The sequence below is a fragment of the Rhizobium mongolense USDA 1844 genome, assembly GCF_000419765.1.
Taxonomy (GTDB): domain Bacteria; phylum Pseudomonadota; class Alphaproteobacteria; order Rhizobiales; family Rhizobiaceae; genus Rhizobium; species Rhizobium mongolense.
Genome location: NZ_ATTQ01000014.1, coordinates 1 through 22004, shown reverse-complemented (window position 1 = coordinate 22004; position 22004 = coordinate 1). Strand labels below are relative to the sequence as shown.

The 22004-nt window shown below is 58.9% G+C and carries 24 protein-coding genes; 1 reads left to right on the top strand and 23 read right to left on the bottom strand.

The genetic code is table 11. The features are described 5' to 3' along the window. Nucleotides 1-219 precede the first annotated feature (219 nt). The gene (locus A3C3_RS0124350) at nt 220-1152 is read right to left on the bottom strand and encodes a LysR family transcriptional regulator (RefSeq protein WP_022717191.1); all 933 of its coding nucleotides are present in this window, start codon (nt 1150-1152) and stop codon (nt 220-222) included. A gap of 95 nt (nt 1153-1247) precedes the next feature. Between A3C3_RS0124350 and A3C3_RS0124345 the strand changes: the two genes are divergently transcribed. Beyond that, nucleotides 1248-2090, top strand: a complete 843-nt coding sequence (locus A3C3_RS0124345) for an NAD(P)H-dependent oxidoreductase (RefSeq protein WP_022717190.1) — start codon at nt 1248-1250, stop codon at nt 2088-2090. Here A3C3_RS0124345 and A3C3_RS0124340 read toward each other — a convergent pair. The 22 genes from A3C3_RS0124340 to A3C3_RS0124235 all read right to left on the bottom strand — a co-directional run. After that, nucleotides 2047-2580, bottom strand: coding sequence for a membrane protein (locus A3C3_RS0124340; protein ID WP_022717189.1), 534 nt, complete (start codon nt 2578-2580; stop codon nt 2047-2049). The two genes, A3C3_RS0124345 and A3C3_RS0124340, sit on opposite strands and share 44 nt — an antisense overlap. After that, nucleotides 2574-2945: a hypothetical protein gene (locus A3C3_RS0124335; RefSeq protein WP_022717188.1), complete on the bottom strand. Its 372-nt coding sequence runs from the start codon at nt 2943-2945 to the stop codon at nt 2574-2576. The genes A3C3_RS0124340 and A3C3_RS0124335 overlap by 7 nt, the downstream gene beginning before the upstream one ends. Before the next feature lie 11 nt (nt 2946-2956). After that, nucleotides 2957-3511 (bottom strand): rod-binding protein, encoded by a 555-nt coding sequence (locus A3C3_RS0124330; protein WP_022717187.1) that lies wholly within the window; start codon nt 3509-3511, stop codon nt 2957-2959. Nucleotides 3512-3542: 31 nt separating this feature from the next. Beyond that, a complete protein-coding gene (locus A3C3_RS0124325; RefSeq protein WP_022717186.1) occupies nt 3543-3956 on the bottom strand; it encodes a hypothetical protein in 414 nt (137 codons plus the stop codon). 3 nt (nt 3957-3959) lie between these two features. Further along, nucleotides 3960-4712 carry a flagellar biosynthetic protein FliR gene (locus A3C3_RS0124320; protein ID WP_022717185.1) on the bottom strand — a complete coding sequence of 251 codons (753 nt, stop codon included), beginning with the start codon at nt 4710-4712 and terminating at the stop codon, nt 3960-3962. Further along, on the bottom strand, nt 4709-6796 hold the full coding sequence (gene flhA, locus A3C3_RS0124315; RefSeq protein WP_022717184.1) for a flagellar biosynthesis protein FlhA: 2088 nt from the start codon (nt 6794-6796) through the stop codon (nt 4709-4711). Before flhA ends, A3C3_RS0124320 begins: the two co-directional genes overlap by 4 nt. A gap of 88 nt (nt 6797-6884) precedes the next feature. Continuing rightward, nucleotides 6885-7151, bottom strand: a complete 267-nt coding sequence (fliQ, locus tag A3C3_RS0124310; protein WP_022717183.1) for a flagellar biosynthesis protein FliQ — start codon at nt 7149-7151, stop codon at nt 6885-6887. Nucleotides 7152-7226: 75 nt separating this feature from the next. Beyond that, complete coding sequence (gene flgD, locus A3C3_RS0124305) at nt 7227-7652, bottom strand: flagellar hook assembly protein FlgD (RefSeq protein WP_022717182.1); 426 nt, start codon at nt 7650-7652, stop codon at nt 7227-7229. Then, nucleotides 7643-8092: a flagellar biosynthesis repressor FlbT gene (gene flbT, locus A3C3_RS0124300; protein ID WP_022717181.1), complete on the bottom strand. Its 450-nt coding sequence runs from the start codon at nt 8090-8092 to the stop codon at nt 7643-7645. The genes flgD and flbT overlap by 10 nt, the downstream gene beginning before the upstream one ends. Beyond that, the gene (flaF, locus tag A3C3_RS0124295) at nt 8089-8436 is read right to left on the bottom strand and encodes a flagellar biosynthesis regulator FlaF (protein ID WP_022717180.1); all 348 of its coding nucleotides are present in this window, start codon (nt 8434-8436) and stop codon (nt 8089-8091) included. The genes flbT and flaF overlap by 4 nt, the downstream gene beginning before the upstream one ends. Before the next feature lie 36 nt (nt 8437-8472). Then, entirely contained in the window at nt 8473-9519 is a 1047-nt protein-coding gene (locus A3C3_RS0124290; RefSeq protein ID WP_028739956.1) for a flagellar hook-associated family protein, read from the bottom strand. 3 nt (nt 9520-9522) lie between these two features. Next, a complete protein-coding gene (gene flgK / locus A3C3_RS0124285; protein ID WP_022717178.1) occupies nt 9523-11019 on the bottom strand; it encodes a flagellar hook-associated protein FlgK in 1497 nt (498 codons plus the stop codon). A gap of 19 nt (nt 11020-11038) precedes the next feature. Continuing rightward, complete coding sequence (locus tag A3C3_RS0124280) at nt 11039-12349, bottom strand: flagellar hook protein FlgE (protein ID WP_022717177.1); 1311 nt, start codon at nt 12347-12349, stop codon at nt 11039-11041. A 129-nt stretch (nt 12350-12478) separates the two neighbouring features. Continuing rightward, nucleotides 12479-13150, bottom strand: coding sequence for a transcriptional activator Rem (gene rem, locus A3C3_RS0124275; RefSeq protein ID WP_022717176.1), 672 nt, complete (start codon nt 13148-13150; stop codon nt 12479-12481). Between the two features lie 281 nt (nt 13151-13431). Further along, a complete protein-coding gene (locus A3C3_RS0124270) occupies nt 13432-13995 on the bottom strand; it encodes a transglycosylase SLT domain-containing protein (RefSeq protein WP_028739955.1) in 564 nt (187 codons plus the stop codon). Further along, the gene (locus A3C3_RS0124265; RefSeq protein WP_022717174.1) at nt 13937-15352 is read right to left on the bottom strand and encodes a flagellar hook-length control protein FliK; all 1416 of its coding nucleotides are present in this window, start codon (nt 15350-15352) and stop codon (nt 13937-13939) included. Before A3C3_RS0124265 ends, A3C3_RS0124270 begins: the two co-directional genes overlap by 59 nt. Before the next feature lies 1 nt (nt 15353). Beyond that, nucleotides 15354-16658 (bottom strand): chemotaxis protein MotC, encoded by a 1305-nt coding sequence (gene motC / locus A3C3_RS0124260; protein WP_022717173.1) that lies wholly within the window; start codon nt 16656-16658, stop codon nt 15354-15356. A gap of 4 nt (nt 16659-16662) precedes the next feature. After that, nucleotides 16663-17949: a MotB family protein gene (locus A3C3_RS0124255; RefSeq protein WP_022717172.1), complete on the bottom strand. Its 1287-nt coding sequence runs from the start codon at nt 17947-17949 to the stop codon at nt 16663-16665. Further along, entirely contained in the window at nt 17946-18584 is a 639-nt protein-coding gene (locus A3C3_RS0124250) for a hypothetical protein (RefSeq protein ID WP_022717171.1), read from the bottom strand. The genes A3C3_RS0124255 and A3C3_RS0124250 overlap by 4 nt, the downstream gene beginning before the upstream one ends. Nucleotides 18585-18778: 194 nt before the next feature. Beyond that, entirely contained in the window at nt 18779-19732 is a 954-nt protein-coding gene (locus tag A3C3_RS0124245; RefSeq protein ID WP_022717170.1) for a flagellin N-terminal helical domain-containing protein, read from the bottom strand. A 312-nt stretch (nt 19733-20044) separates the two neighbouring features. Continuing rightward, a complete protein-coding gene (locus A3C3_RS0124240) occupies nt 20045-20950 on the bottom strand; it encodes a flagellin N-terminal helical domain-containing protein (RefSeq protein ID WP_022717169.1) in 906 nt (301 codons plus the stop codon). A gap of 245 nt (nt 20951-21195) precedes the next feature. After that, a partial coding sequence (locus A3C3_RS0124235; RefSeq protein ID WP_022717168.1) for a flagellin N-terminal helical domain-containing protein occupies nt 21196-22004 on the bottom strand: 809 nt, incomplete at its 5' end.

The following is a 22004-nucleotide window of genomic DNA, read 5'->3' as shown; positions in this document are numbered from 1 at the left end:
CACAAGATACATTCCGCACCAGCAGGTTTTTACGAACCGGCAGCACCCGCCCGCCTGCAGCAAGTCCCGAATGCTACATCAGGGATATGAAGGGAGCTATAGCAGGTGGGTTTCAAACAACTCTTAGAAAAGTCGTTCGAATTCCGCCGCCGCTTTCAAGGCTTTGTTAAGCTTGTGCGCCAAAGCAAAACTGTATTGGAGCGCCATTGATGCTCACGATTAGCGCTTCGGCTGCGGCTTTTCGATCCCCGGAATGCCGCCAATCTGCTCGACGAGGAAGTCGACCAGCAGCCGGACCCGGGCAACGCCGGCGCGTTCGGGGACGATCAGCATGCTGAGCGGGACAGGCGGCAGCGAATAGTCCGCCAGGATCACCTCAAGCTTGCCAGCCGTCAGGAGATCGTCGACAAGCCATTGATGGGTAGGTGCGATGCCGCGCCCGGCGACAATGGCCTCGCGTGCAGCAAGCCCATGGTCGACCCGAAAGCGCCCGTCAAAGGGCACGGCATGGTTTTCGCCGCTGGGCCCTCGCAAAGCGAGCATGTCGCTTCCTGCCACGTTCGACATACGGATGCCTTCATGACCGAGCAAATCCTGCGGGGCAACCGGCGTCCCCCGCGCTGCAAGATAGTCCGGCGATGCGACCAGCAGACGCCGGGACTGGCCGAGCGCCCGCAGCTTCATCGAACTGTCGGTGAGCGGGCCTAAGCGAAGCGCGATATCGACACCTTCCCGCACAAGGTCGACCCGCTCATCGGTAAGGCTGAGATCGACTCCGATATCGGGATAGCGGTCCTGAAACGCGAAAATCAGCCGGCTGACGTGCAGAACCCCAAAAGCCGCGGTGCAGGATATCCGGATCGTGCCGGCCGGCGCACCGCGCGTGCCCCGCGCCTCATCGCCGGCCTGTTCGACAAGGCGCAGGACCTGGACGCTGTTGGCATAATATCGGCTGCCTTCATCGGTCAGCGCGACACGCCGGGTGGTCCTGCTCAGCAAAGGCACGCCGACGGCCTCCTCAAGCTCCCGCAAATGCCGTGTGACCGTTGACTGACCGATCCCGAACTCGCGCGCAACCGCCGACAGGCTGCCGCGTTCGGCAACGCGGACGAAGGTTCGAATACGTTCCAGCGTAACGTCTGAACTATCCATTATTCGGCATAATCTTATGCATTACACACATCTAGTGGATGATTTAAATCCTGTCTACCTATGGGTCAGTTCTCACCCTCACAGGATCACCGACCATGAAAGTTCTGCTTGTCTTCGCCCATCCCGAACCGCGCTCGCTCAATGGGGCACTGCGAGACGTGGCCATCAAGGAGCTCGAGGCCCAGGGCCATGAGGTGCGCGTGTCCGACCTGTATGCCGAGGGTTGGAAATCCGAGATCGACCGTGCCGATTTTCCGTCGCTGGCAACTGATACGCGCTTCGTACCTGTCGCTGCATCCAAGAGAGCGTTTGAAACTGGTGCGCTGACCGAGGATGTCAGATCCGAGATCGATAAGCTCCTGTGGGCCGATATGCTGATCCTCCAGTTTCCGCTTTGGTGGTTCAGCATGCCGGCAATTCTCAAGGGCTGGGTCGAGCGGGTCTATGCCTATGGGTTCGCCTACGGCGTCGGCGAGCACAGCGACAAGCGATGGGGCGACCGCTATGGCGAAGGGGCTCTGGCCGGCAAGCGGGCCATGTTGATTGTGACCGCCGGCGGATGGGAGGAACATTACTCGACCCGCGGGGTCAACGGACCGATCGACGACCTGCTATTCCCGATCAATCATGGAATCCTCTACTACCCGGGGTATGACGTTCTTCCGCCTTTCGTGGCTTACAGGGTCGACGGTCTGGATGAGGCCGGCTTCGAATTCGCAGCCGAGCGCCTGCGTGAGAGGATGCGCACGCTCAGATCCACCCAACCTATCCCCTATCGTCAGCAGAATGGCGGAGACTATCTGATCCCCAGCATGCAGCTACGCCCTGAGCTCGGCGAACCGGGCGCAACCGGCTTTGCGCTTCACCTGAACGACGCAGACGATGCCGGCGAAACTAGTGGGCAGCGCTCGCAGCTTCAGGTGGCGGGGGCTCGATGATCTTGACCGGATCGGCCGTTTTCTTCTGTTGGCCGGAGGCGTTGGCTTTCACGTCTTCCTTGGAAAGGTAGTCGAGCTGCTCCAGCATGACCTCGGAAACGTATTCGCCGCCGAGTTTCTCGTTCATGCCTTTCTTGATCGCGTCGCGGAAGGCCTGCGGGTCGAAGGATTTCAGCTTGCTGATATCGACCATCTTGTTGCCGACAAGCAGGGTGAAAAGCTCGTCGGTGGTCATTTCGGTAAGCGGCAGGGTCATACCCTTCACCGTGTCCTTGTTCATCATGAAGGACACGCGGCCGAGGAAGTAGCCGGTCACCGCGCCGTCGCCGATGATCGGTACGGTGATTGTCTCGCCCTTCACAAGCTCAAGCTGGCTCTGCTTCGAATCATCAGCCGGCGGGGCCGGCGCTGTCGCCAGCTTCACGGAGAAATAGACCGAAGCAAGCGTGATGGCGCAGACCCAGATGCCTGTCAAGACGAGCTTCACCATCCGGCATCACGCGCGACGAACTGTTCCTGGGAATAGGTGCCGTCGGCATCCGCATCCTGAACGGCATTCTTTAACAGGTCGGCAACCGCACGGACGGCTTCGAGATGTGCCTCAACGCGCCGCGCGTTCAGCGTCAGCTTCTGCTTCAGCCCGTGAAGCTGTTCCAGATGCGACGCGGCAAGCTCGGCCGGGTCCGTATCACGGAAGAGCATCGACAGCTCATAAAGGCAGCGGCTCTTATGCGCATTCGAAACCTTGAGATCGAACTGCGGGTCGCTGCCGATCCGCATGTTCTCGTTGTCAATGATCATTTCCAGGCGGCCGAGGACCGACTTGATACGATATTCGTTCGAGATGATTTCCATTTTATCCTCGGTTATGCTTCATTATTGATCTTGGCATCCGCCGTCGGCGTGCCGAATGTCTTGCGCTGGAATTCGTCGATCATGCTGAAGGCGACCTTGCGGTCATCCTGGTCCGCCGACGCGTTCACGATGGCGCCTTCCTTCTTGCGAAGCGCCTCGTTATACATCTGCTTGGCTATGCCGACGCCATCACCTTCGGAGATGACGTTGCCAAGTTGCTCGGCCATCATGCCCTTCCAGATGTCGCCAGTAGCGCCCTTGCCGTAGACCTGTTCGCTGTCGCTCGGCAGCATGTTCTTGATGAAATTCTGAAGCACCATGGCCTCGAACTTCCGGTAGGTTTCCGGAATCTCCTCAGTCTTGGCGCGATTCTTGACGTTGTCGAGGCCGGTGGCGCTGTCAAGCACGTCGACCTTGGCAGAAAAGCCATCGCCGTTTTCGGCAAGGCCCGTTGCCCGAAAGGCCGCGCGGCTCGCTTTCAATTTCTCCTGGGCCACCTGAACCTCCATCGGGTCGGCGGCTTTGACAACATCCAGGACCAGATCACTTGGGGGTGAAATAGCCAATGTCACAATCCTCTAAATTAAGTTGTAGGGATTATGGTTTTTGAAGCTTGCTGGAGGCTGGTGTTGCAAATTTCTGATCGATGACATCGTAGACCGCGTTGTCATCGGCCTGGCGCCGTTCGGCTTCAAGGGCTTCCTTCATGCCCTCTTCCAGCCGGTCGCCCTTGGCCCGCTCGCGCTGCAGGCGCATCTCGTGCAGCTGCTGCATGCCGGTCAGCTGCTTGTCCTTGGTGCTCAGCCGCTCGAACCGGTCGGCATAGCTTTGCGAAAACGCACGATGGACCGGATCCATGGAGCCGAGCGCCATGACGACATTGTCGATCGACTGGTTGACCTCGGCGCGCTGGCGGCTCGTTTCGGCAAGGTCGTATTCCGCCATCTGCTCCAGATGCCGCTGGACTGCGACGAGCCGCTTCAGTTTTTCCGAACGGGTCTTCTCCGCCATCCGCTATCTTCCGATGAACACGCTTGGGAAAGATTGTGCATACTGGCTGATCAAGGCAGCAACCGAGAAATAGAACAGGAACAAGCCGCCAAGCAGCATGTAGGGCGTCGAGATGAAGTACACGGGAATCTGCGGCGCCAGCTTGTTGATGAAGCCGATCGAGACGTTGAACATCATGCTGTAGATGAGGAACGGGCTTGCGAGCCGGAGCATGATGTAGGTGGTCGATTGCAGCGTATCGGTGAGCGAAATCAGATTGGCACGCATATCGGCAATGCCGCCGAAGGGCATCGTCGTGTAGGAATCGATCAGCGCCCGGAACACGATGTGATGGAAGTCCATCATGAAGAGGATCATCATTCCGGCAAAGGTGATGAAACCGGAGAGACTTGTTTCCACCGAATCCTCGATGACATCCGCCGCACCCGGTGAGGTGTACCCGACCATCATGGCGATGATGCTGGCGGCGAATTGGAAGCCCAGCGTGTAGAGCCGCGCCAGCAAGCCGTACATGACGCCGATCAGCGATTCGCTGACGATGAGCCCGATATAGCTCGCGCCGGTATTGCTGACGGCCGGATAAACCGTATCCCAAAGAACCGGCAGCATGGCGATCGAAAGACCGCCGGCCACAAAGACCCTCAGCAGTTCCGGCACGCGCGCCGAGGAAAAGCCTGGCATTGCAAGGACACAGCCGCCGATCCGGCAGAAAACCAGGAAGAGCGCCAGAACAGTCCCTTGCGGGTCGGAAATCATGAAATGGAGCCCAAAATCTTTATCTCGATGCCCTTGGCCAGTTCGACGTGCGAAAGAACCGGAAGCGTGGCGAACAGCCGTTCGATGATCATGCGCACATAGGAGCGTGTTTCCGGCGATGTGACAAGGGCGAACGGCAGGCCGCGGTCCATGAATTCACGGATAACCTTCGTTGCCTGCTCGCTGAACTCCTCAAGGCTGCGCGGGTCGATGTCGAATTCGACGACCTCGCCCTTGTTGTCGCGCTTGAGCGCCTGGTGGAACGCCATGTCCCACTTGCTGCCGAGCCGCAGGACGCGCAGCACGCCATTGTCCGCCAGGTCGCCGCAGAGCTGCTGCGCCATGCGGATCCGCACATGCTCGACGATCTGCTCGGTCTTGCGCACATGCGGCGCGAGCTCGGCCACGGCTTCCAGGATCAGATGCAGGTTACGGATCGAGACGCGCTCGGCAAGCAGCAGCTTGAGGACGGCCTGCAGGCCCGAATACGACATATGCGAGGTGCAGATCTCGTCTGCGAGCTTCTTGTATTCGGGATCGAGACGGTCGATCAGAACCTTCACGTCCTTGTAGGAGAGAAGCTGCGGCAAGTTGTTGCGGATGACCTCGCTCATATGGGTGAGGACCACCGAGACGTTGTCGATCGGCTGGAAACCTTCGCGTTTCAAGTCCTCGGCGAAAGCCTCAAGAATGGAAACCGCCGGCATGCCGAAAGCCGGTTCGCGGATTTCGTCTCCTGGAATGCGCGGCTTGCGGCCGGAGCCGGTGACGACCAGCACTTCGCCGACACGCAATGCATTCGATGCCACCGTCGTGCCGTGGATGCGGATCTGATAGGACTTCTCGGGAATGCTGATATCGTCGGTGACCTTGATCTCCGGAACGACGAAGCCATACTGCGTTGCAAATTTCTTGCGCATCTTGCCGACGCGGAAGGCGAGTTCCTGATGTGCGCCGAGGAGGCGTGTCGACACCATCTTGCCGAGCGCGAGTTCGATTTCCGAGGTGCGCAGGACCGATTTGACGGAGTCCTTTTCGAGCTCCTTGGTCTGAACGACCTTCTTTTCTTCCTGCTCGCGACGGACCTTGTTCTCCGCTTCGATCTGCCTCGGAATGAACCATGCGCCGAACGCCATGAGGCCGCCGAGGAACATGAAGGGGACTGTCGGCAGGCCGGGCATCAGGCCCAGGACCGCCATCAGCACGGCGGAAACGGAAAGCGCGCGCGGATAACCGCTCAGCTGATTGACGACGGCCTGGTCAGTCGAGCCGATGGTGCCGCCGCGTGAAACGAGAAGGCCGGCCGCCAAGGAAACGATCAGCGCCGGCATCTGGGCGACGAGGCCATCGCCGACCGAGAGCTTGACGAAAACGTCGGCCGCTTCGGAAATCGGCATGTCATGGCGGAAATAGCCGATGATGATGCCGCCGAAAATATTGATGCAGGTAATCAGGAGGCCGGCGACCGCATCGCCGCGGACGAACTTGGAGGCACCGTCCATGGCGCCGAAGAAGGAGCTTTCCTCCTCCAACTCCTTGCGACGGCGCTGCGCTTCCTTCTCGTCGATGATGCCCGCGGACAGATCGGCGTCGATCGACATCTGCTTGCCGGGGATCGCATCCAGGGTGAAACGCGCGCCGACTTCAGCGATACGCGTCGCACCCTTGGTGATGACAATGAAATTGATGGTGATCAGGATCAGGAACACGATCAGACCGATCACGAAATCGCCGGACATCACCAGGCTTGCAAAACCGGCGATCACGCCGCCGGCCGCGTCATGTCCCTCGTTGCCATGCGAAAGGATCACGCGCGTCGTTGCAATGTTCAGCGACAGTCGCGTCATGGTCGCGATCAGCAGGATGGTCGGGAAGGACGAAAATTCGAGAGGCTTCTGAATCCAGAGGGCAACCATCAGGATCAGAACGGAAAACGCGATCGAAAACGCCAGCCCCAAGTCGATCAGAAACGGCGGAATCGGCAGGAAGAGCACACAGATGATGACCATGATGCCGAGGGCAAAACCGACATCACGAAGGCTCGGAGCAGATTTCGGAAGGGGGAGTGCAGGTGGTTGCGCCATTTCGATTCCGTCTCTTCATGAGAGGAGGCAGGTATGCCCTGCCCAATTCGGATCGAGAATTAACCGGCGAAGCTTGCGCGAAGGTAGCTCAGAAGCCGGACTGGATACGTGAGAAGACCATGTCGGTGAAAATGGAGATCTGGGAACCGACGAACGGTGCAGAAATGCCGACGGTAATGAGGACGGCGACGATCTTTGGAACGAAGGTGAGCGTCGCTTCCTGGATCTGCGTTAGCGCCTGGATCAGCGCGATGACGAGGCCGACGATCATGGCAGCAGCCACCGCAGGGCCGGCTGCGATCAAAACGGTCCAGATCGCCGCCTGAAAAAGGTCGAGTGCATCGGCTTCATTCATCGTCAGGCAACCTCATATCGCCTTTCGGTCCGCCCCGCAGTAGCCGGACCATTATTGGTTCAATTGCAAGTCAGTTCACGACGAGGTGTCTGACGTCGGCGCTTCATCCGCGAGAGTGATTCCCGCCTGCACGAGAATACTCTTCCCGTCCGTCGTCGTCGCGATAATTCCATCGGAATACACCTTGACCGAGGCGACAGTGCCTTTAACGGTGCCGTCGGCGCTGGTCATGTACTTGCCGATATAGCTGCCTGCCTGGGTGAGGCTGGAGCTTGCGAGCAACGTGTCCAATTTCGTGTTGGTCTGGATCGTCTGCTCGACCTGCGAGAAGCTTGCGAGCTGCGACATCTGCTCGCTGGCGTCCATCGGATCCGTCGGATCCTGGTTCTTCATCTGCGCGATGAGCAACTGCAGGAAGTTGTCGTAGTTGAGCGTCGCCTTCTGCTGCGCAGTCTGCGTCGTCGACGTCGTGCCGACGCTGGAAACGCCCTCTACCGCCATGGTGCGATCTCCTTGCGGATTTGCTCGACCATAGCCGGGTGCATTTCCTGGTTGTTCAAGATGCCGTCCTCGGTCGGATAGAGCGCGCGGATCGCCTTCAGGGCATCGAATGCCCGTCCCGTCGAGACGAGCCCATCGATGCGCTTCAGCTCGGCGAGGACCTCTTCGTTCTTGAAGCAGGTCAGCAGCATGGTGATCGACTTGCGGAACATCGCCGTCGACTGCTCCTTGCCTTCCGGATTAATCAGAATCATCTGCGCGATGAAGTAGAGCTGGCGCAGCGGCGTCGTGGCGTCTTCCGGCTGAAGAACATGGTTTTCAAGAAGAAACGTCACATCATTCAGGAATTCCAGCGCGACCTTGCGGTCAACGCGCAAAACCGCGCCGTTGATGAAGATTCTCTCTCCGGCTTTTAGCGAAATGCGAAGTGTACTTTTCATTTAAGTCCATCCCTGATGATGGTGGTAACGTCGATAATGCCTTGGTAGTTACTCGATTGGCGTCGCCTGATCTTGTCGCATTCCTTCAAAATCCAGATTGCGATCGAAATCAGGTTGGCCCGCAGCTCGATCTGGAGCTGATTGTCGGGATGCTTGAGATCCTCGATAAAACTCACCCAAACACGCCGGGTGTAAAACAGTGCCTCAACGGATTCCCGGCTGTACTTTTCCTTGTCGCGCGCCAGCGAGAGCAATTCGATTGACCGGTCGAGAACTTGCCGCTCCCGCTCTTTCGCGTCGGTCACCGAGTCTTGCATGACCTCGGCATAAGAGAATTGATACATTCATGCATCCTTCTTTGTATTGCGCGCCTTTGATCATCAAAGGTAGTTCACGAGGCTCAGCTGCTGTATTTTCGATACGATCGTGTAAGCCGTTTCGAGCTGCGTTTCCAAGGTCTTGACGAGGGTCGAAGCTTCTGCAGGGTCAACTCCCTGTAGGTCCACGACCTTGTTGTTGATGATGGCAGCCTGGGCATCGAGAGCGTCGTTCGCCTTTTCGACGCGCTCCTGCGACAGGCCGAGCTGGCTCTGCTGCGTCACGAGGCCGGAGGTTGCCTGCGCCGCATAGCCGATGGCGCGCGAGGAAACCGCGTCCATGGCATCAGTGCCAAGGCCCTGATCGATCAGCGCATTCGTCATGACCGTCGCCATTGCGAGGTAGCGCATGCCGTCGGAATTGGCGTTGGTGGACGATGTGATGACTTCCGAGTTGCTGATCCGGCTCGTCATGTTCTGGTTGGAAGCCTTGGACCAGCCTGTGGTCGGGTCCGTCCATGCCGCAGCGCTGAACATCGGCTCCACGGTGCTGGTCATGAAGGTATCGATTTCAGCCGCCGTCAAGGCGCTGACCGGCTTGGCGAGCCCGGTCGCGTAAGTGTTCAGCGCAGTGACGATAGCGGCTTCAACGGTCGCGCTGCGATCCGTCAGTGGCGGAACGTCCGTATTGACACCGGAAAACAGGTATTCGCCGCCGGTGATCATGTTGCCGGTGTCCATGAGCTGCGAAAGTGCCGCCGCCGAGGACTGGAGGGTAACGGTGATGGCGGTCGATGCCTGGCTTCCCTTGAGCGCCGTCAGATTCTTGACCAGGGCATCACTCGCCTTCTGCACGTCGGCCAACCCGCTCTGGGACATTTCGAGACGGAGATTGACGGTGGAGTTGCTGTCCTTGAACGAGGAGATCCGATCAAGCTCTCGCGCATAGTTCACGCTCTTGGCCGCGTCGATGCCGAGCGATACGCCGATATCGGCGTAGGTTTTGGTGGTGGCTTCAATCGAGGCCTTGACCATCTGGTTCTGCGACTGGCGGATCGTCAATCGCATCGCGTTCTGAATGGCTGAACTAGAAATAAAGGAGCTCTTCATGGCTTAACTCGCTATATCCAGCAATGACTTCAACATTTCATCGATGGCGTTCAAAATCTTCGTCGCCGCCTTGTAGGATTGTTCGATGTCGAGAAGCAGCGTCAGCTCTTCGTCCAGGTTGACGCCGGTCTCGTTGGAATAGGCTTCGTCGGATCGCGAAAGCGCTGCCGCCGTGTTCTCCGTGGCACCGCTCGCGTCGCTGCGGTACTGTTCGAACCAGCCGATCGAGCTAGACGAAAAATCCATGATGCTGACGTTCGAGTCGATACCCGTCGCCGAGTTGAAGCCGATGACGCCGGCGCCCGGATCGAAATCCATCTTGGCGCCCATGGCCGTGTAGAGCTTGTCGAGCTGCGCGGTGTAGCCGCCATTGGCAGCGGTATTCTGATTGAACGCGGCGCCGTTGATCGAACCGTCGCGCAGCTTCATCGGATCGCCGCCCAGCGAGGTCACCACCGCCGGATTGACCGTGATGGAACCTGCAATGCCGTCGATGATCGTGGCCGTCGTCGGCGTTCCGCCCGCAAGCCCGCTCGGCAACGTCCAGGTAAAGAGACCCGGCAGCGTGCTGGTTCCGGCCGTGTTCGTTTCCGAAAATAACGAAACGAGACCCTTGGCGATTTCGTCGAGCTGGGATTGGAATGTCGGCGCGACTTCGTCACGAAGCTGGAGAAGCGCCTGGAGACTGCCCTGCGCCGACGTCGTGCCCCCCGAACCCTTACCGAGCGCCACGCCATCGATGTAAACGCCGTTGCCGTCGGTGGAAGCGCCGTAGCTCTGGGTCGGCTTGAAAGTCACCGCGCGCGGAATGGTTTCGAAGAGCGTCACCCCGTCCGAGGTATACAGCACCATGTCGTTGTTATCGCGGGCGACGGTCGTGACTCCCACGATCCCCGAAATCTGCTTGAGCAAGGCATCGCGCTGGTCGAGCGCTTGCGACGGATCGGCACCGGAGGACGTGGCAGACTTGACGGCGTTGTTTGCGGTCTCGAATTGCGCCAGCAGCTCATTCAGCTCTTCTACGGAATTTGCAATCGATTTGTCCGCATTCATCCGCACCTGCTGGACAGCGTTGGTCGCATTGTTGAGCGAGTTCACGACGTCCTGCGCCGCCGTGATGGCGCCCTGGCCCGCAATCGTGCTGTTCGGTGCGGCTCTGAACGCGCTGAGCTTGTCACGAAAGACCGCCAGGTAGGTGGAGGGCGCCGTCTCGTAATCGTTGCCGCCGATGACGGACTTGATGTCTTCCAAGCCGTTCAAAAGGGTCTGCTGGGCACTGTCTTGAGAATTACTCTTCAGGTATTGGCGCAGGAGAGCATCCTCCTGCGCACGGTTGATCTTGACCACCTGCGCGCCATTCAACGAGGTGGTGAGCATCGCCTGCCGACGCACATAATCCTTATTGCCGGCATTGGCGATATTGTTCGATACGACGCTGCTTTGAGCGCCTGTATTGTTGAATATGCCCTGTGCCGTATTAAGTGCGGAAGTGAGCGACATGGCTTAGCCGTTACCTTACTTATCTCTTGAGATTGACGAGGACGTCCATCAAGTCCGAACCCGTCTGGAACACTTTCGAGTTTGCCGTATAGCTGCGCTGCGACTCGATCATTTCCGTGAGCTCGCCCGCCATATCGACGTTCGAACCTTCAAGCGCGCCCGATTGAATCTTGCCGAAGCCACTCGTCTGCGGGAAGCCGGTGACGGTGACGCCGGACCTGCCGTTCGCGGAGTAGACGTTGCCGGACATCAGCGTCAAAAGATCGGGGCTCGGCACGTTTGCGAGCGGGATCTGGAAGACGGGCTTGGTGCTGCCATCGTCGTATTTCGAATACACCACACCATCGGCGTCGATGGTGATATCGACCGGCGAGTTTGCGCCCTGTCCATCGACGTTACCCGTGCCGGACCAACTGTCGCCGACCTGCGAGAGATCGAGGCTCATATTGATGGTGAGACCCGTCACCGGATCGATGATGTCCGTGGTGCCGGTATGCGTTGCATCCGTCAGCATCTGCCCCGAGCTGTCGAAATATACCCGCTTCACGTCAACGGCGGCGGAAGAGTACGGGAAGGAGCTCGTGCCAGTCGCGGCCTTGTCGGCGTTGCGGAAGACGGCCATTTCCCATTCGTAGGCGGTGCCGGTCGGCGGCAGCGGGGCCACGGTCGTTACCGGGACCTTTGTGAAGTAGATGTCGTACATCACCTTGCTGCCGAGCTTGTCATAGGTGACGATCGAATATTTCTGCGTATCGGATGTGGCCGTTGCGTTGTTTGCGCTCGGGAGGTCTGCCGCAGTGGTTTCGATGGGCGAAGATGGCTTGAGGTTGCCCGTCCACGTCCCATTCGCCGTCGGCACGGCTTCCAGTTTCTGGTCGCCGAGGACATTGATCGGAACGAGGCCGTCGAAGCCGTTGACGACGACGGCCGGAGCGGACGAACCATAAGGATAGCCCATCAGCGTGAAGCCCGCCGAGTTGACGAGGTTGCCTTCGTCGTCCTTCGTGAAGTCACCGGCGCGGGTCAAGACCGGCGTGCCGTCGGCGCCCTGCACGATGAAAAAGCCGTCGCCGGAAATGGCGAGGTCATAACCCGAAGTCGTGTAGGAGATGTCGCCTTGGTCGGAAACAGCCTGACGGACGGACGTCTGCACACCACCGGAATTGTAGTTGCCTGCCGTGGACGGCAGGACGAGAGAGGAGAAGGCCGTCGAGACAGCCTTGTAGCCGGTGGTATTTGCATTCGCGATATTGTCGGCAACGGTGCTCAGGCGGTTTGCCTGCGCGTTCATCCCCGACACTGCCGTCTTCATGCTGCCAAAAATGCTCATCTGAAAACCTCGTTTTCCTTGATAGCTTGGAGAGTATTTGGCGGGCCTTGCGTGAAGCTGTCTGTAGCGGAGCTGCCTGATCGAAATATTGAAAGGCACGTTTCCGCGGGCCGGGCCCGCCGCTGAAAATCAGTTCCAGTCGATGCAGTAGCCGAGAAAGCGCTTCGAATCGACCGGGTCGAAGCCGAGCTTCTTGCGCAACTTCTTGCGCAGCTTGGAGATATGGCTCTCAACGACATTCTCTTCGACTTCCTCGTCGAAGATGCCGTAGATGGCGTTGAAGATCTGGGTCTTGGTGACGCGGCGGCCGCGGTTGGCGATCAAGTATTCCAGAATGCGGCGTTCGCGGCGCGGAAGCGCAAAGACTTCACCGTTGATTTCCGGATCGCGGCCGTCCGAGAAGACGCGGATCGCGCCGATATCGGTGTGGGTCGAAATCGCTTTCAGGCGGCGACGGATTGCAGCGGCGCGCGCCAGGATTTCACGGGGGTGCACTGGCTTGCGGACGACGTCGTCGACGCCGCAATCAAAAAGTGCAAGGGTGTTTTCGAGCGAAGGCTGGTCGCTGACCGCAATCACCGGCGCCTGGGAGCGATCCCGGATCGCCCGTGGCAGCTCTAAGGTCTGCCGGCCCTGGCCGATCAGGAAAGCTTCGACAGCCGCGATATCGGAATCCGCCGCCGTTTGCACCCACTCGCCGAATTCGCTTGGATCAAAGCCGGTCGAGGGAATGCCCTCACGGCCAAACAGTGATGTGTAACCATCTTTCACGAGCTCACGCTCATCAACCACTACGATCATTCGTCCGCCTCCGAATCAGTGTGGCACCTCGATGATCTATGGGTACGAATCGCACGAATCTGGGACAAGCTGCTGGAACTTAATGGCAGGAATTAATAGTTGATTAAGAACTGGGACCCGATTTGCTCTATATGTAGTATGCCGTGTCAGTTATGCACACAAAAATTTCGTGGAAAAGTTAACGGATGGTAAATTAGGTCTTGTGAACCCAATTTTCGGCCAATTCCTGCCACATTATGGCACGATTCCGTTTTGTTCACATTTTTCTATTTTTGCTTGCATCAGTTATGGCAGAAGTTACTCGCATTGGGAGTCCACTTGCCATAGCCGGTCGCGACGAGATTGGCGATCACGCGGCAGACATACCGCTTCTGCGCAGGGTCGTTGTTTGGTCCGGCGTGGTATCTGGCTACCGCCATCGTCCAGGTTTCATGCCGGTCGTGAAGATTGCGAAGGAACTTCGCCGCATATTCGACATTGCGGTGGGGGTCGAACATGGCTTCCGCCGAGCTGAAATTCTCGCCATGAAAGTAATGGTTGATCTGCATGCAGCCGATGTCGATGAGCTTTGCACCGCTTTTTCGCGCCGAATAGAACTGCCTCATGGCGTCCAGCTCGGAAGGCGGGAAGACTGCCTTGCCTTCTATGTTCAGCGCAAAAGGATAGAGCGAACCTTTGCGCCCGGTTTCCGTCAGGCCCACGGAATAGAGAATGCCTTCCGGTATGCCGTATTTGGCGGCAGCAGAGAGGATTTCCCTTTCGCAGGCACCGTTGGAAGCGCGCGCCTCAGAGGTAAACGCTGCCAGAAACGCCGCCGCCAGCGGCGCCAGAAGCAACATCTTCAACATTGGTCTCCACTGCCCCATTAGGGCCTCCATTGCCGCGCTGTGCCGTCTGGGCGTAACGCTCGCGCGCTTCACCGCCCTGCCCCTGCTGCAGAGATTGTTGCTGGGAAGACTGCTCTTGCGCATTTGCCTGGTTCCCCGCGTCGGGCTTTTCGACCGGCGCCATGCTGATCGTGACGTTGTCGATGGCATAACCCTGGCTGCGAAGCACCTCGATGATCTTGCCGTGATCTTCCTTGAGCTGCCGATAGGCCGCACCGGTTTCGACCTTCAGATCGACGTTCAGGGCATCGCCGGAAAGGCGCATCGTTGCCGTCACGAGGCCGAGGTCGATCGGCGTCATCTGGATCTTCAGGGTGTTGACAACCTTCCCGGTGCTCGTCCATTCAGCGGCATTCGACAGTGCCGAACTCGGCTGCATCGCACCCGTCCACTCCCTGTCGCCAAGGATTGCAGCGGTCACGGATGCAGAATTCTGCGCGAGGCCGATATATCGGCGTGAATCGAGAACCGTGACGTTTTCGATATCGCTCTTCGCCTTGGCGGCGGACGCTTCCTGGTCAGCACCGATACGCATGTCCATGGACTCGCCGCGCCCGTCCGCGCGGCTCAAACGGAACGTCTTTCCATCAAGATTGGCTGCGTCGTCCACGGCGGGCATCTGCACGTCGCTGGCGCTGATCGCCGCCAACGCATCGGCCGCAGGCGCAATACCAGTGCCACGGCCGGCATCCTTTTCCTTGCCGGCCATATCGTCCTTCGCATTCACATGGGCTGCGGCCAGGAATGCCGCCGGGACCACCGTGTCCGTGGCATCCTTGTTCAAAAGACCGAGCGCATCAGAGACAGACGTCGCATCCGACGGAGCGCCTTCATCGGCTCCGGTCTTGTTGTCCAACGTCTTTGCCGATTTTCCGTCTTTTGCGACATGTGCATCTTCTGCGACCTCGCCGGCGTCTTCCTGGACGTCGAATTTTGCGGAAGCCGTATCGACGCGGCTTTTCATCTGATCCTTGCCGGATTTGCCCGTGACGATCGCAACCGTCTCCGGATGCGTCGCGGCCTGTTGTTTCAACGATTCATCGCTGAGAGCGATCATCGGCTTGCTGCGAGCGCGCAAATTGAGTGCGATACTGCCGGCGGCGCCTTCCTCGACTTCTGTTTGGGCATCATCAGCCGCAGGGGCCCCAGCAGGCTCGCCGCCGGTGCCGTTTTGCGGACTGTTTCCTGCCTTTGAGAGCACGTCCGAAAAGCCGCCATTGCCAGCGTCGCCGCCCTTGGCTGCCGGACCATTGCCTCTGGCGGCTGGCGACGCCTCGGTTGCGACCGCTCCCCCCAAAACGCTCATATCGATCATTTCAATTGCTCTCTTGGCTCAAGAGACCGTCGATTTCATCGAGTTTCGAACGGCTCGTCGTCACAAAGGATTTGAATGAGGGGTCAGCCTCCTGCTCTGCACCGTCCGGCATCAGCACCGGCGCCGCCCCATCGTCAGCAGGCTCGGAGGGCACCGCGATCTCTGCGGGCTGGGATCCGTCGGCCGTGGCTACGGCTGCCTGTTCAGAAGTAATTTCTTCATTAGCAGGTTTAGAACCGGACGCTTGTGTCAGGCTTGCCGGATCCGGCGGCTGCAGCACCTGTTCGGCGATTGATTTGGCTGCAGCGCGCAACGCGCGGTCGCGCGGGGAGAGCTCGCTGTCTGCAACGCTGCCGATGCTCTTTACGGCCGCACCCACGTCGGGCGTGGAGACTAAGGCCATGTTGCCGTAGAAATCCGCGAGCGCGCCGAGCGCATTGTTCGGTTCGCCGGCAAGCGATTGCGCATATGCGGCCGCCGTCCTTGCAAGCTCCGCCTTGCCGGCAATGCCGGCGGCGCGCGCAATGCGCAGATAGACCTCGCGCCGCCGCGACTCGTCCATGAAGGAGACGATGCTGACGATATCTTCCGTCTTCACATGGTCGTGGTCGACGATCAGCTTGACGAAAAGATCGGCGAACTGGCTCGCATAGGGCGAATGCAGGAACCGCCGCACATAGCGCTGCGAATAGGCAAGCCCCTTGTCACGGAGACCCGCCTCGACGCAAATCGCCACCGAGCGGCGCAGGGCCGCCTCTTCGACGATCGTTCCCGGCGCCGAAAGCCGCGCCTGATCATAGAGCTTGAGCGCTTCGTCCGGGCTTCGCGCCACCATGACGTTGCCGCCGACAAGCGCGAGATAGGGACCGATCTTCTTGTCGCGATACTCATTTGCGGTATCGACCAGTGTCTTTGCAACGAGAAGGCCCTTGCCGCTCAGGTACTTGCGCAGGACATCGGTCACGCGATTGTCGAAATAGCCGTTCACGTCCCGGGCGATCAGATATTCGAGCGTGGCCGGATTGCCGCCGCTCATGGCATAGACGAGTGCGGCATCGACATTGCGGTCATCATCGAAGACTGAGGCATCCGCACTGCGCAGGCGCTGATCGATCGTGCCGAGCATGAAGCGCTGCATCTCCGCCGCCGAATGATCGCCGAGAGCGACCGAGTCCTGTACGAACTGCAGCGAACGCAACATCTTGTAGGGCGCCAGGTTCGCCTGATCCTCACCCGCAGCGACGGCTGGTGAAGCGATCGCCAGTCCGAGAGCCAGGAGAAGATGCCGGTGCTGCGGGCGCGCCATGAGACTATCCTTGATCCGCCTGAACCAGGATTTCGATGCGGCGGTTGGCGGCATTGAATGGATCGTCGGGCAACTTCAGCCTCCGATCAGCAAAGCCGGAAACCTGGGAGACGCGCTCCTCGTCCACCCCGCCCCGAACGAGCATGTAATAGGCTGCCTGCGCACGATCCATGGAAAGACGCCAGTTCTCATTGTCGGCGCCCTTGTATTGACGGCCGTCCGTATGGCCGCGGATCACGACTGCGCCCTGACGGCTCTTCAGGATTTCGCCGATCTTCTCCATCGCCAGCACCATTTCCTTACGCGGAACGGCCGAGCCGATATTGAACATGGAACTGTCGTTCTGGTCGGCCAGGCTGACGAGCAGGCCGCCCTCTGCTGCAGTGACGGTCAAACCCTCTGCAAGCTTGCCCGCAATACCGCTGATCTGCCTGGCGATCTCCTGCTGCAGTTCCTCGGCCTGTTTCTGCTCGTCGGCGAGCTTCGGTGCATCGGCAGACTGCTGTTGGCCGGATTTTTGCGCATCGGCTGCGGCTTCACCCGATTTTTCCGGCAAGAGCGCGCCTTTGTCCTGCGCTTCGCCTGCTGCGGCCAACGCCTGATCCGCGGTTGCAGGCTTGAGAGCCTCTGCCTTCGCCAGTTCCGTCGCATCGGGCTTCTGTTCGGGGTCGGCCTCGTCGGCTGCGGCCTGTTCGGCCTTGTCGGCATGCGTGACCTCGACCTGTTTCGTCCAGAAATCCGGATCGAACGGATCGCGATACGCCTTTCCGCCATCAGCCCCGGTTGCGGGACCCGAATCGCTTGCTCCGCCCTCGCCTTTCGCGCTGACATTTGCTTGCTGGCCGACTTCCTGGGCGATTTCGGCAAGAACCGAATAGGGGTTCTCGAAGAAATCGGCTTCGGAGTAATTCTTCTGGTCGCCTGAAGTCGACGTCTGGTCGTCACCATTCGCGGCGGATGCGCCTTTGGTGGGTTCTTCTTCCTCTTCCTTCGACTTGTCCTGCTTCCGATCGCCATCGGCCTGGTCGACGGGCTTCTTCAAGCCCTTCTCAGTGGGCTTCTCATCGGCAAGCTTGATCGGATTGAAATAGGTGGCGACGGAGGCCTTGGTTTCCTCGTTGGCTGCATTGACCAGCCACATGACGAGGAAGAACGCCATCATCGCGGTCATGAAGTCGGCATAGGCGATTTTCCAGGCGCCGCCATGCGCGCCGTCATGATCGCCGCCGCCATGCCGCTTGACGATGATGACTTCGTTCCTGCCGTGGTGATGGTTTTCGCTTTCACTCATTCAAGAACCTTCTTCAGGCTGGCAGACCAGGCGGAAATGCGCGTAACCAATACGGAATCGCCGACTTCGACAGAGAGATCGGCGTCATCGGATTCATGATGACGCAGCAGATCCGGCCTTTCACCGATTTCGGCCTTCAGCAATTCGAAAAGCCGCGCCGGGCCTTTGACCGTCATCGAACCTGCTGCTCCGTCCAGGATCGCTTCGCGTAGCAAGGCTGCAAGACTTGAGACCGCCTGGACGGCAAGCGCTTCCGTCAGCATCGGCGCAATCGCTTTCGCGGTTGCCGCACTTACGAGATTTGCGACCTCCGCTGCGATCTCATCGAGGCGGCGTGCAATCACCGCTGCCGTCTCTTCTTCATACCTTGCCGTCAGTTCTTCAATCTCGCGCTGGTGCACAAGCGCGACCGTCTGCGCCTCCAACTCGTATCTCTCCGTCAGCTCGGCCGTCGCTGCGGCATAGCCGTCGCCATAGGCCTCGCGGCGCTCGGCTTTGACATCGACCGCAGGCTCTTCCGGGATGTCCGGAAAGCCGGCGAAGACGTGGTCGGCGAAGTTGTCCGTATCGACGACCGGTGCGGCAGGTTTCGTCTCACCGAAGTCCTTCAAATACCGAGAAAGCATAGCGCTCATTGAAACCACCCGGCATCAGCAATCAAATTCGACATGCGCGTCCCGCCTTGCACGAACCAAACACTTACGCCGGCAACGGACGCGAGGGCATTCTTCAGCCTTCGCACGGCTCAAACAGCGTTTCTTCTTCAGACTAGAAACCCAAACTTGTGCGAGGATGAATGGCAGGCTCTGCGCCTGCCTTCAGGCCGACACTACTCGAGCAGGATCAGGACCTTGCTCGCGGACGTATTCATGACAGAAAGTGCTTCGGTTGCCATATCACGTGCTGTTTGAGCTGCCGACAGGCGGACCGACGCTTCGTCCATATCAGTATCGACAAGGGCGCCGATGCTTGTCTTCAGCGACGTCGAAAGCGTGGCGACGAAATCCTGCCGATCTTCGATGCGGGAATTCATCGTGCCGAGGCCCGCGGCGGTGGCATTGAGGCTGGAGAGGATATTGTCCAATACCGTCAGCATGTCCTGCAGGTCCTGCGACGTCGAGCTCGTGGAGATCGATATTTCGGTACCAGCCGCCGACGTCGTCGAACCCACATCGAGCAGATAGTAATTGCGGGCCGGCACTGCGTCCGGATCGGCATTGATCGATTTCGTCAGAAGTCCGCGGCTGGCGTTGTTCGTGTCGATCATGATCGTATCGCCTGCCGGGTAGGTAATATTCTGCGGGTAGAATTCACCGTTCGGACCGCGGACGAAGCCGCCGATGACCGACCGTTGCACAGGTGCCGTCGCATCTCGGTTCAACAGCCAGTTCTCACCGGAAAAATTGACGGAATTCACGGCACTTTCCAGCTGTGACTTATACTGCTCCATCGTGACGCTGAGCTTGTCGCGATCATTGGCGGGGTCGGTCGCCGATACGACGGTTTTGCGTATCTCCGAGACCACGTCGATAAGCGAGGTTATCGCCGTGTAGGCGGTATCGACCTTCGCGGCACCGAGACCTAGTGCATCGCCGACCGTCTTCAACGCGTTTTCGTCCGACCGAAGGGTCGTTGCCGAAGCCCATGAGGAGGCATTATCCGCCGCAGTCTCGACGCGCAGCTCCGACGAAACCTGCCGCTGAACGGTGTCGGCTTCCTTGCTAACGCCGCGAAGAACAGTGAGCACGTTCAACGCGCCTACGTCTGTGATCGTGTAGGCCATCGATTAATCCCTGAAATAATATGAATGGGACAGGCCGGATTGCCGGCAGCGACTTAACTGGCTTCATGCCGCCGGCTGGTCCCTCCAGGCCGGTACGTCGCAAACAAATCAACTCTACAATGAGGTTAACCTGACATTTACCTTGACGGCAAGAGGATGAACGCATCCGCCGAATGCACCGGCAAGCTTGACGCAAGCTCTTGATTTCCAAAATCGAAATCGCGCCATGACGGCGCGATTTGCTGTCTGTTGTTGAAGCCGAAAGCCGCCGCTTGGCCAGGATCTGGGCCCGGCCTTGCTTCAACCGGAAGCTTAACTGCGGAAGAGCGAGAGAATGTTCTGCGCGCTGGAATTCGCAATCGACAGCGATTGGATCGCTAGCTGTTGCTGCGTCTGCAATGCCGTCAGCTTGCTGGATTCCTCTTCCATGTTTGCATCGACGAGACGGCCGACACCCGAGTCGATCGAGTCGCTCAGCGCTGAGACGAAATCCTCCTGTAGCTGGATTCGTGTCGAGATCGAGCCGAGTTGCGAGGCTGCCCTCGTCATCGCTTCGAGGCCGAGTTCGACGGCCGTCAGAGCGAGCGAAATCCCGTCCGTGCCAAATGATGTGATGTCCATCGAGTAGATTGAACCGATGGTCCCGTTCGAAGAGCCGATAATGCCCGACGAGGTTTCGATTGCGCCTCCGCTCACGCCAAACAGAACGTTGCCTGTCGACGAGGAGTCGAGCTTATAGTCGGTGGTCGTAACGGAAGTGTTTCCGTTGCCGTCGCGGACGAAGGAGGAGACAACGCTTTTCGTTTCGTTGCCTGCGACCCAGTTTTCGCCGGAGAAGGATGCGGATTGCGCAATGCTGAGGAGTTGCGCCTGCAGCTGCTTGATCTCTTCCTGGATTTTCGTTCTGTCGACACCCTTCTCGGTCGCTGCAACCAGCTTCGCCTTGATTTCTGTCACCACGTCGACGGCGCTGTCCATCGCAGAATAGGCAGTGTCGACCTTGGCGGCACCGAGGCCCAGAGCGTCGGAGACAGCCGAAAGTGCCTTATTGTCGGAGCGCATGGTCGTTGCGATCGACCAATAGGCGGCATTATCGGCGGCCTTTTCTACGCGATAACCGGATGAAACATGATTTTGAGTTTCCTCCAGACTGTCATTGATGGCGCGCAGCGTCTGGAGAGCGGCCATTGCAGCGACATTGGTCAAAATACTGGTCATAAAATGATTGCCCCTCGTTGGCATATATTGGGAAGGGACATTCCGGACTACCGGGAGCGGCGGTCAGCTTTCATGCCTGTTAACCGAAAATCAATATTGGTTAACCCGCCGTTTCGTTGAGCGCAGAAGACGCCAAAATGGTTAACGAATAGTTAACGCCAACAGAAAAAGCCGCGCTCCAACAAAGCGCGGCCTCTTTATCGTGGCCTGCCGGACGAGCCGGCAGGTGTATGTTCTTCGACCTGTTAGCCGCGGAAGAGCGACAGGATGTTCTGCGAAGAGGAGTTGGCGATCGAGAGAGACTGGATCGCCAGCTGCTGCTGCGTCTGCAGGGCGCTGAGCTTGGAGGATTCCTCTTCCATGTCGGCGTCGACGAGACGGCCGATACCGGAGTCGATCGAGTCGCTCAGGGCCGAGACGAAATCGTCCTGCATTTCGATGCGGGTGGAGATCGAGCCGAGCTCGGCACCAGCCGAAGTCATCGCCTTCAGTGCGGATTCGACGTTGGACAGAGCCGTCGAGAGCTGGCCCAGCGTGAAGTTGGTGATGTCCATCGAGTAGACGGAACCGGTTGCGCCCGTCGAGGTGCCGAGGATGCCGGTGGACGTTTCGATCGTGCCGCCGCTCATGCCGAACAGCACGTTGCCGGCCGAGGTGTTGTCGAGCTTGTAGTCGGTCATCTTGACCGACACGCCGTTCGAACCATCGCGAACGAAGGTCGAAACAACGCTCTTCGTGGTGTTGTTTGCGCCGGCAACCCAGTTTTCGCCGGAGAAGGCAGCCGACTGAGCGATGCTCAGCAGTTGTTCCTGAAGCTGGTCGATTTCTTCCTGGACCTTCGCCTTGTCGACGCCGTTTTCAGTCGCGGCGACCAGCTTGGCCTTGATTTCGGAAACAACGTCGATGGCGCTGTCCATCGCAGCATAGGCAGTGTCGACCTTGGCGGCACCGAGGCCGAGAGCGTCGGAAACAGCCGAAAGCGCCTTGTTGTCGGAACGCATGGTCGTTGCGATCGACCAGTAAGCGGCATTGTCAGCGGCCTTGCCGACACGCA

What these genes read in the sequence shown, in the direction of transcription:
- A3C3_RS0124250 (WP_022717171.1), bottom strand. Translation starts at nt 18,584, where the DNA reads ATGAGCGCTATGCTTTCTCGGTATTTGAAGGACTTCGGTGAGACGAAA.
- flhA (WP_022717184.1), bottom strand. Translation starts at nt 6,796, where the DNA reads ATGGCGCAACCACCTGCACTCCCCCTTCCGAAATCTGCTCCGAGCCTT.
- flbT (WP_022717181.1), bottom strand. Translation starts at nt 8,092, where the DNA reads ATGAAAAGTACACTTCGCATTTCGCTAAAAGCCGGAGAGAGAATCTTC.
- A3C3_RS0124265 (WP_022717174.1), bottom strand. Translation starts at nt 15,352, where the DNA reads ATGATCGATATGAGCGTTTTGGGGGGAGCGGTCGCAACCGAGGCGTCG.
- A3C3_RS0124280 (WP_022717177.1), bottom strand. Translation starts at nt 12,349, where the DNA reads ATGAGCATTTTTGGCAGCATGAAGACGGCAGTGTCGGGGATGAACGCG.
- A3C3_RS0124245 (WP_022717170.1), bottom strand. Translation starts at nt 19,732, where the DNA reads ATGGCCTACACGATCACAGACGTAGGCGCGTTGAACGTGCTCACTGTT.
- A3C3_RS0124340 (WP_022717189.1), bottom strand. Translation starts at nt 2,580, where the DNA reads ATGGTGAAGCTCGTCTTGACAGGCATCTGGGTCTGCGCCATCACGCTT.
- A3C3_RS0124325 (WP_022717186.1), bottom strand. Translation starts at nt 3,956, where the DNA reads ATGGCGGAGAAGACCCGTTCGGAAAAACTGAAGCGGCTCGTCGCAGTC.
- flgK (WP_022717178.1), bottom strand. Translation starts at nt 11,019, where the DNA reads ATGTCGCTCACTTCCGCACTTAATACGGCACAGGGCATATTCAACAAT.
- motC (WP_022717173.1), bottom strand. Translation starts at nt 16,658, where the DNA reads ATGGCGCGCCCGCAGCACCGGCATCTTCTCCTGGCTCTCGGACTGGCG.
- A3C3_RS0124255 (WP_022717172.1), bottom strand. Translation starts at nt 17,949, where the DNA reads ATGAGTGAAAGCGAAAACCATCACCACGGCAGGAACGAAGTCATCATC.
- A3C3_RS0124240 (WP_022717169.1), bottom strand. Translation starts at nt 20,950, where the DNA reads ATGACCAGTATTTTGACCAATGTCGCTGCAATGGCCGCTCTCCAGACG.
- A3C3_RS0124335 (WP_022717188.1), bottom strand. Translation starts at nt 2,945, where the DNA reads ATGGAAATCATCTCGAACGAATATCGTATCAAGTCGGTCCTCGGCCGC.
- fliQ (WP_022717183.1), bottom strand. Translation starts at nt 7,151, where the DNA reads ATGAATGAAGCCGATGCACTCGACCTTTTTCAGGCGGCGATCTGGACC.
- flgD (WP_022717182.1), bottom strand. Translation starts at nt 7,652, where the DNA reads ATGGCGGTAGAGGGCGTTTCCAGCGTCGGCACGACGTCGACGACGCAG.
- A3C3_RS0124345 (WP_022717190.1), top strand. Translation starts at nt 1,248, where the DNA reads ATGAAAGTTCTGCTTGTCTTCGCCCATCCCGAACCGCGCTCGCTCAAT.
- flaF (WP_022717180.1), bottom strand. Translation starts at nt 8,436, where the DNA reads ATGTATCAATTCTCTTATGCCGAGGTCATGCAAGACTCGGTGACCGAC.
- rem (WP_022717176.1), bottom strand. Translation starts at nt 13,150, where the DNA reads ATGATCGTAGTGGTTGATGAGCGTGAGCTCGTGAAAGATGGTTACACA.
- A3C3_RS0124320 (WP_022717185.1), bottom strand. Translation starts at nt 4,712, where the DNA reads ATGATTTCCGACCCGCAAGGGACTGTTCTGGCGCTCTTCCTGGTTTTC.
- A3C3_RS0124350 (WP_022717191.1), bottom strand. Translation starts at nt 1,152, where the DNA reads ATGGATAGTTCAGACGTTACGCTGGAACGTATTCGAACCTTCGTCCGC.
- A3C3_RS0124290 (WP_028739956.1), bottom strand. Translation starts at nt 9,519, where the DNA reads ATGAAGAGCTCCTTTATTTCTAGTTCAGCCATTCAGAACGCGATGCGA.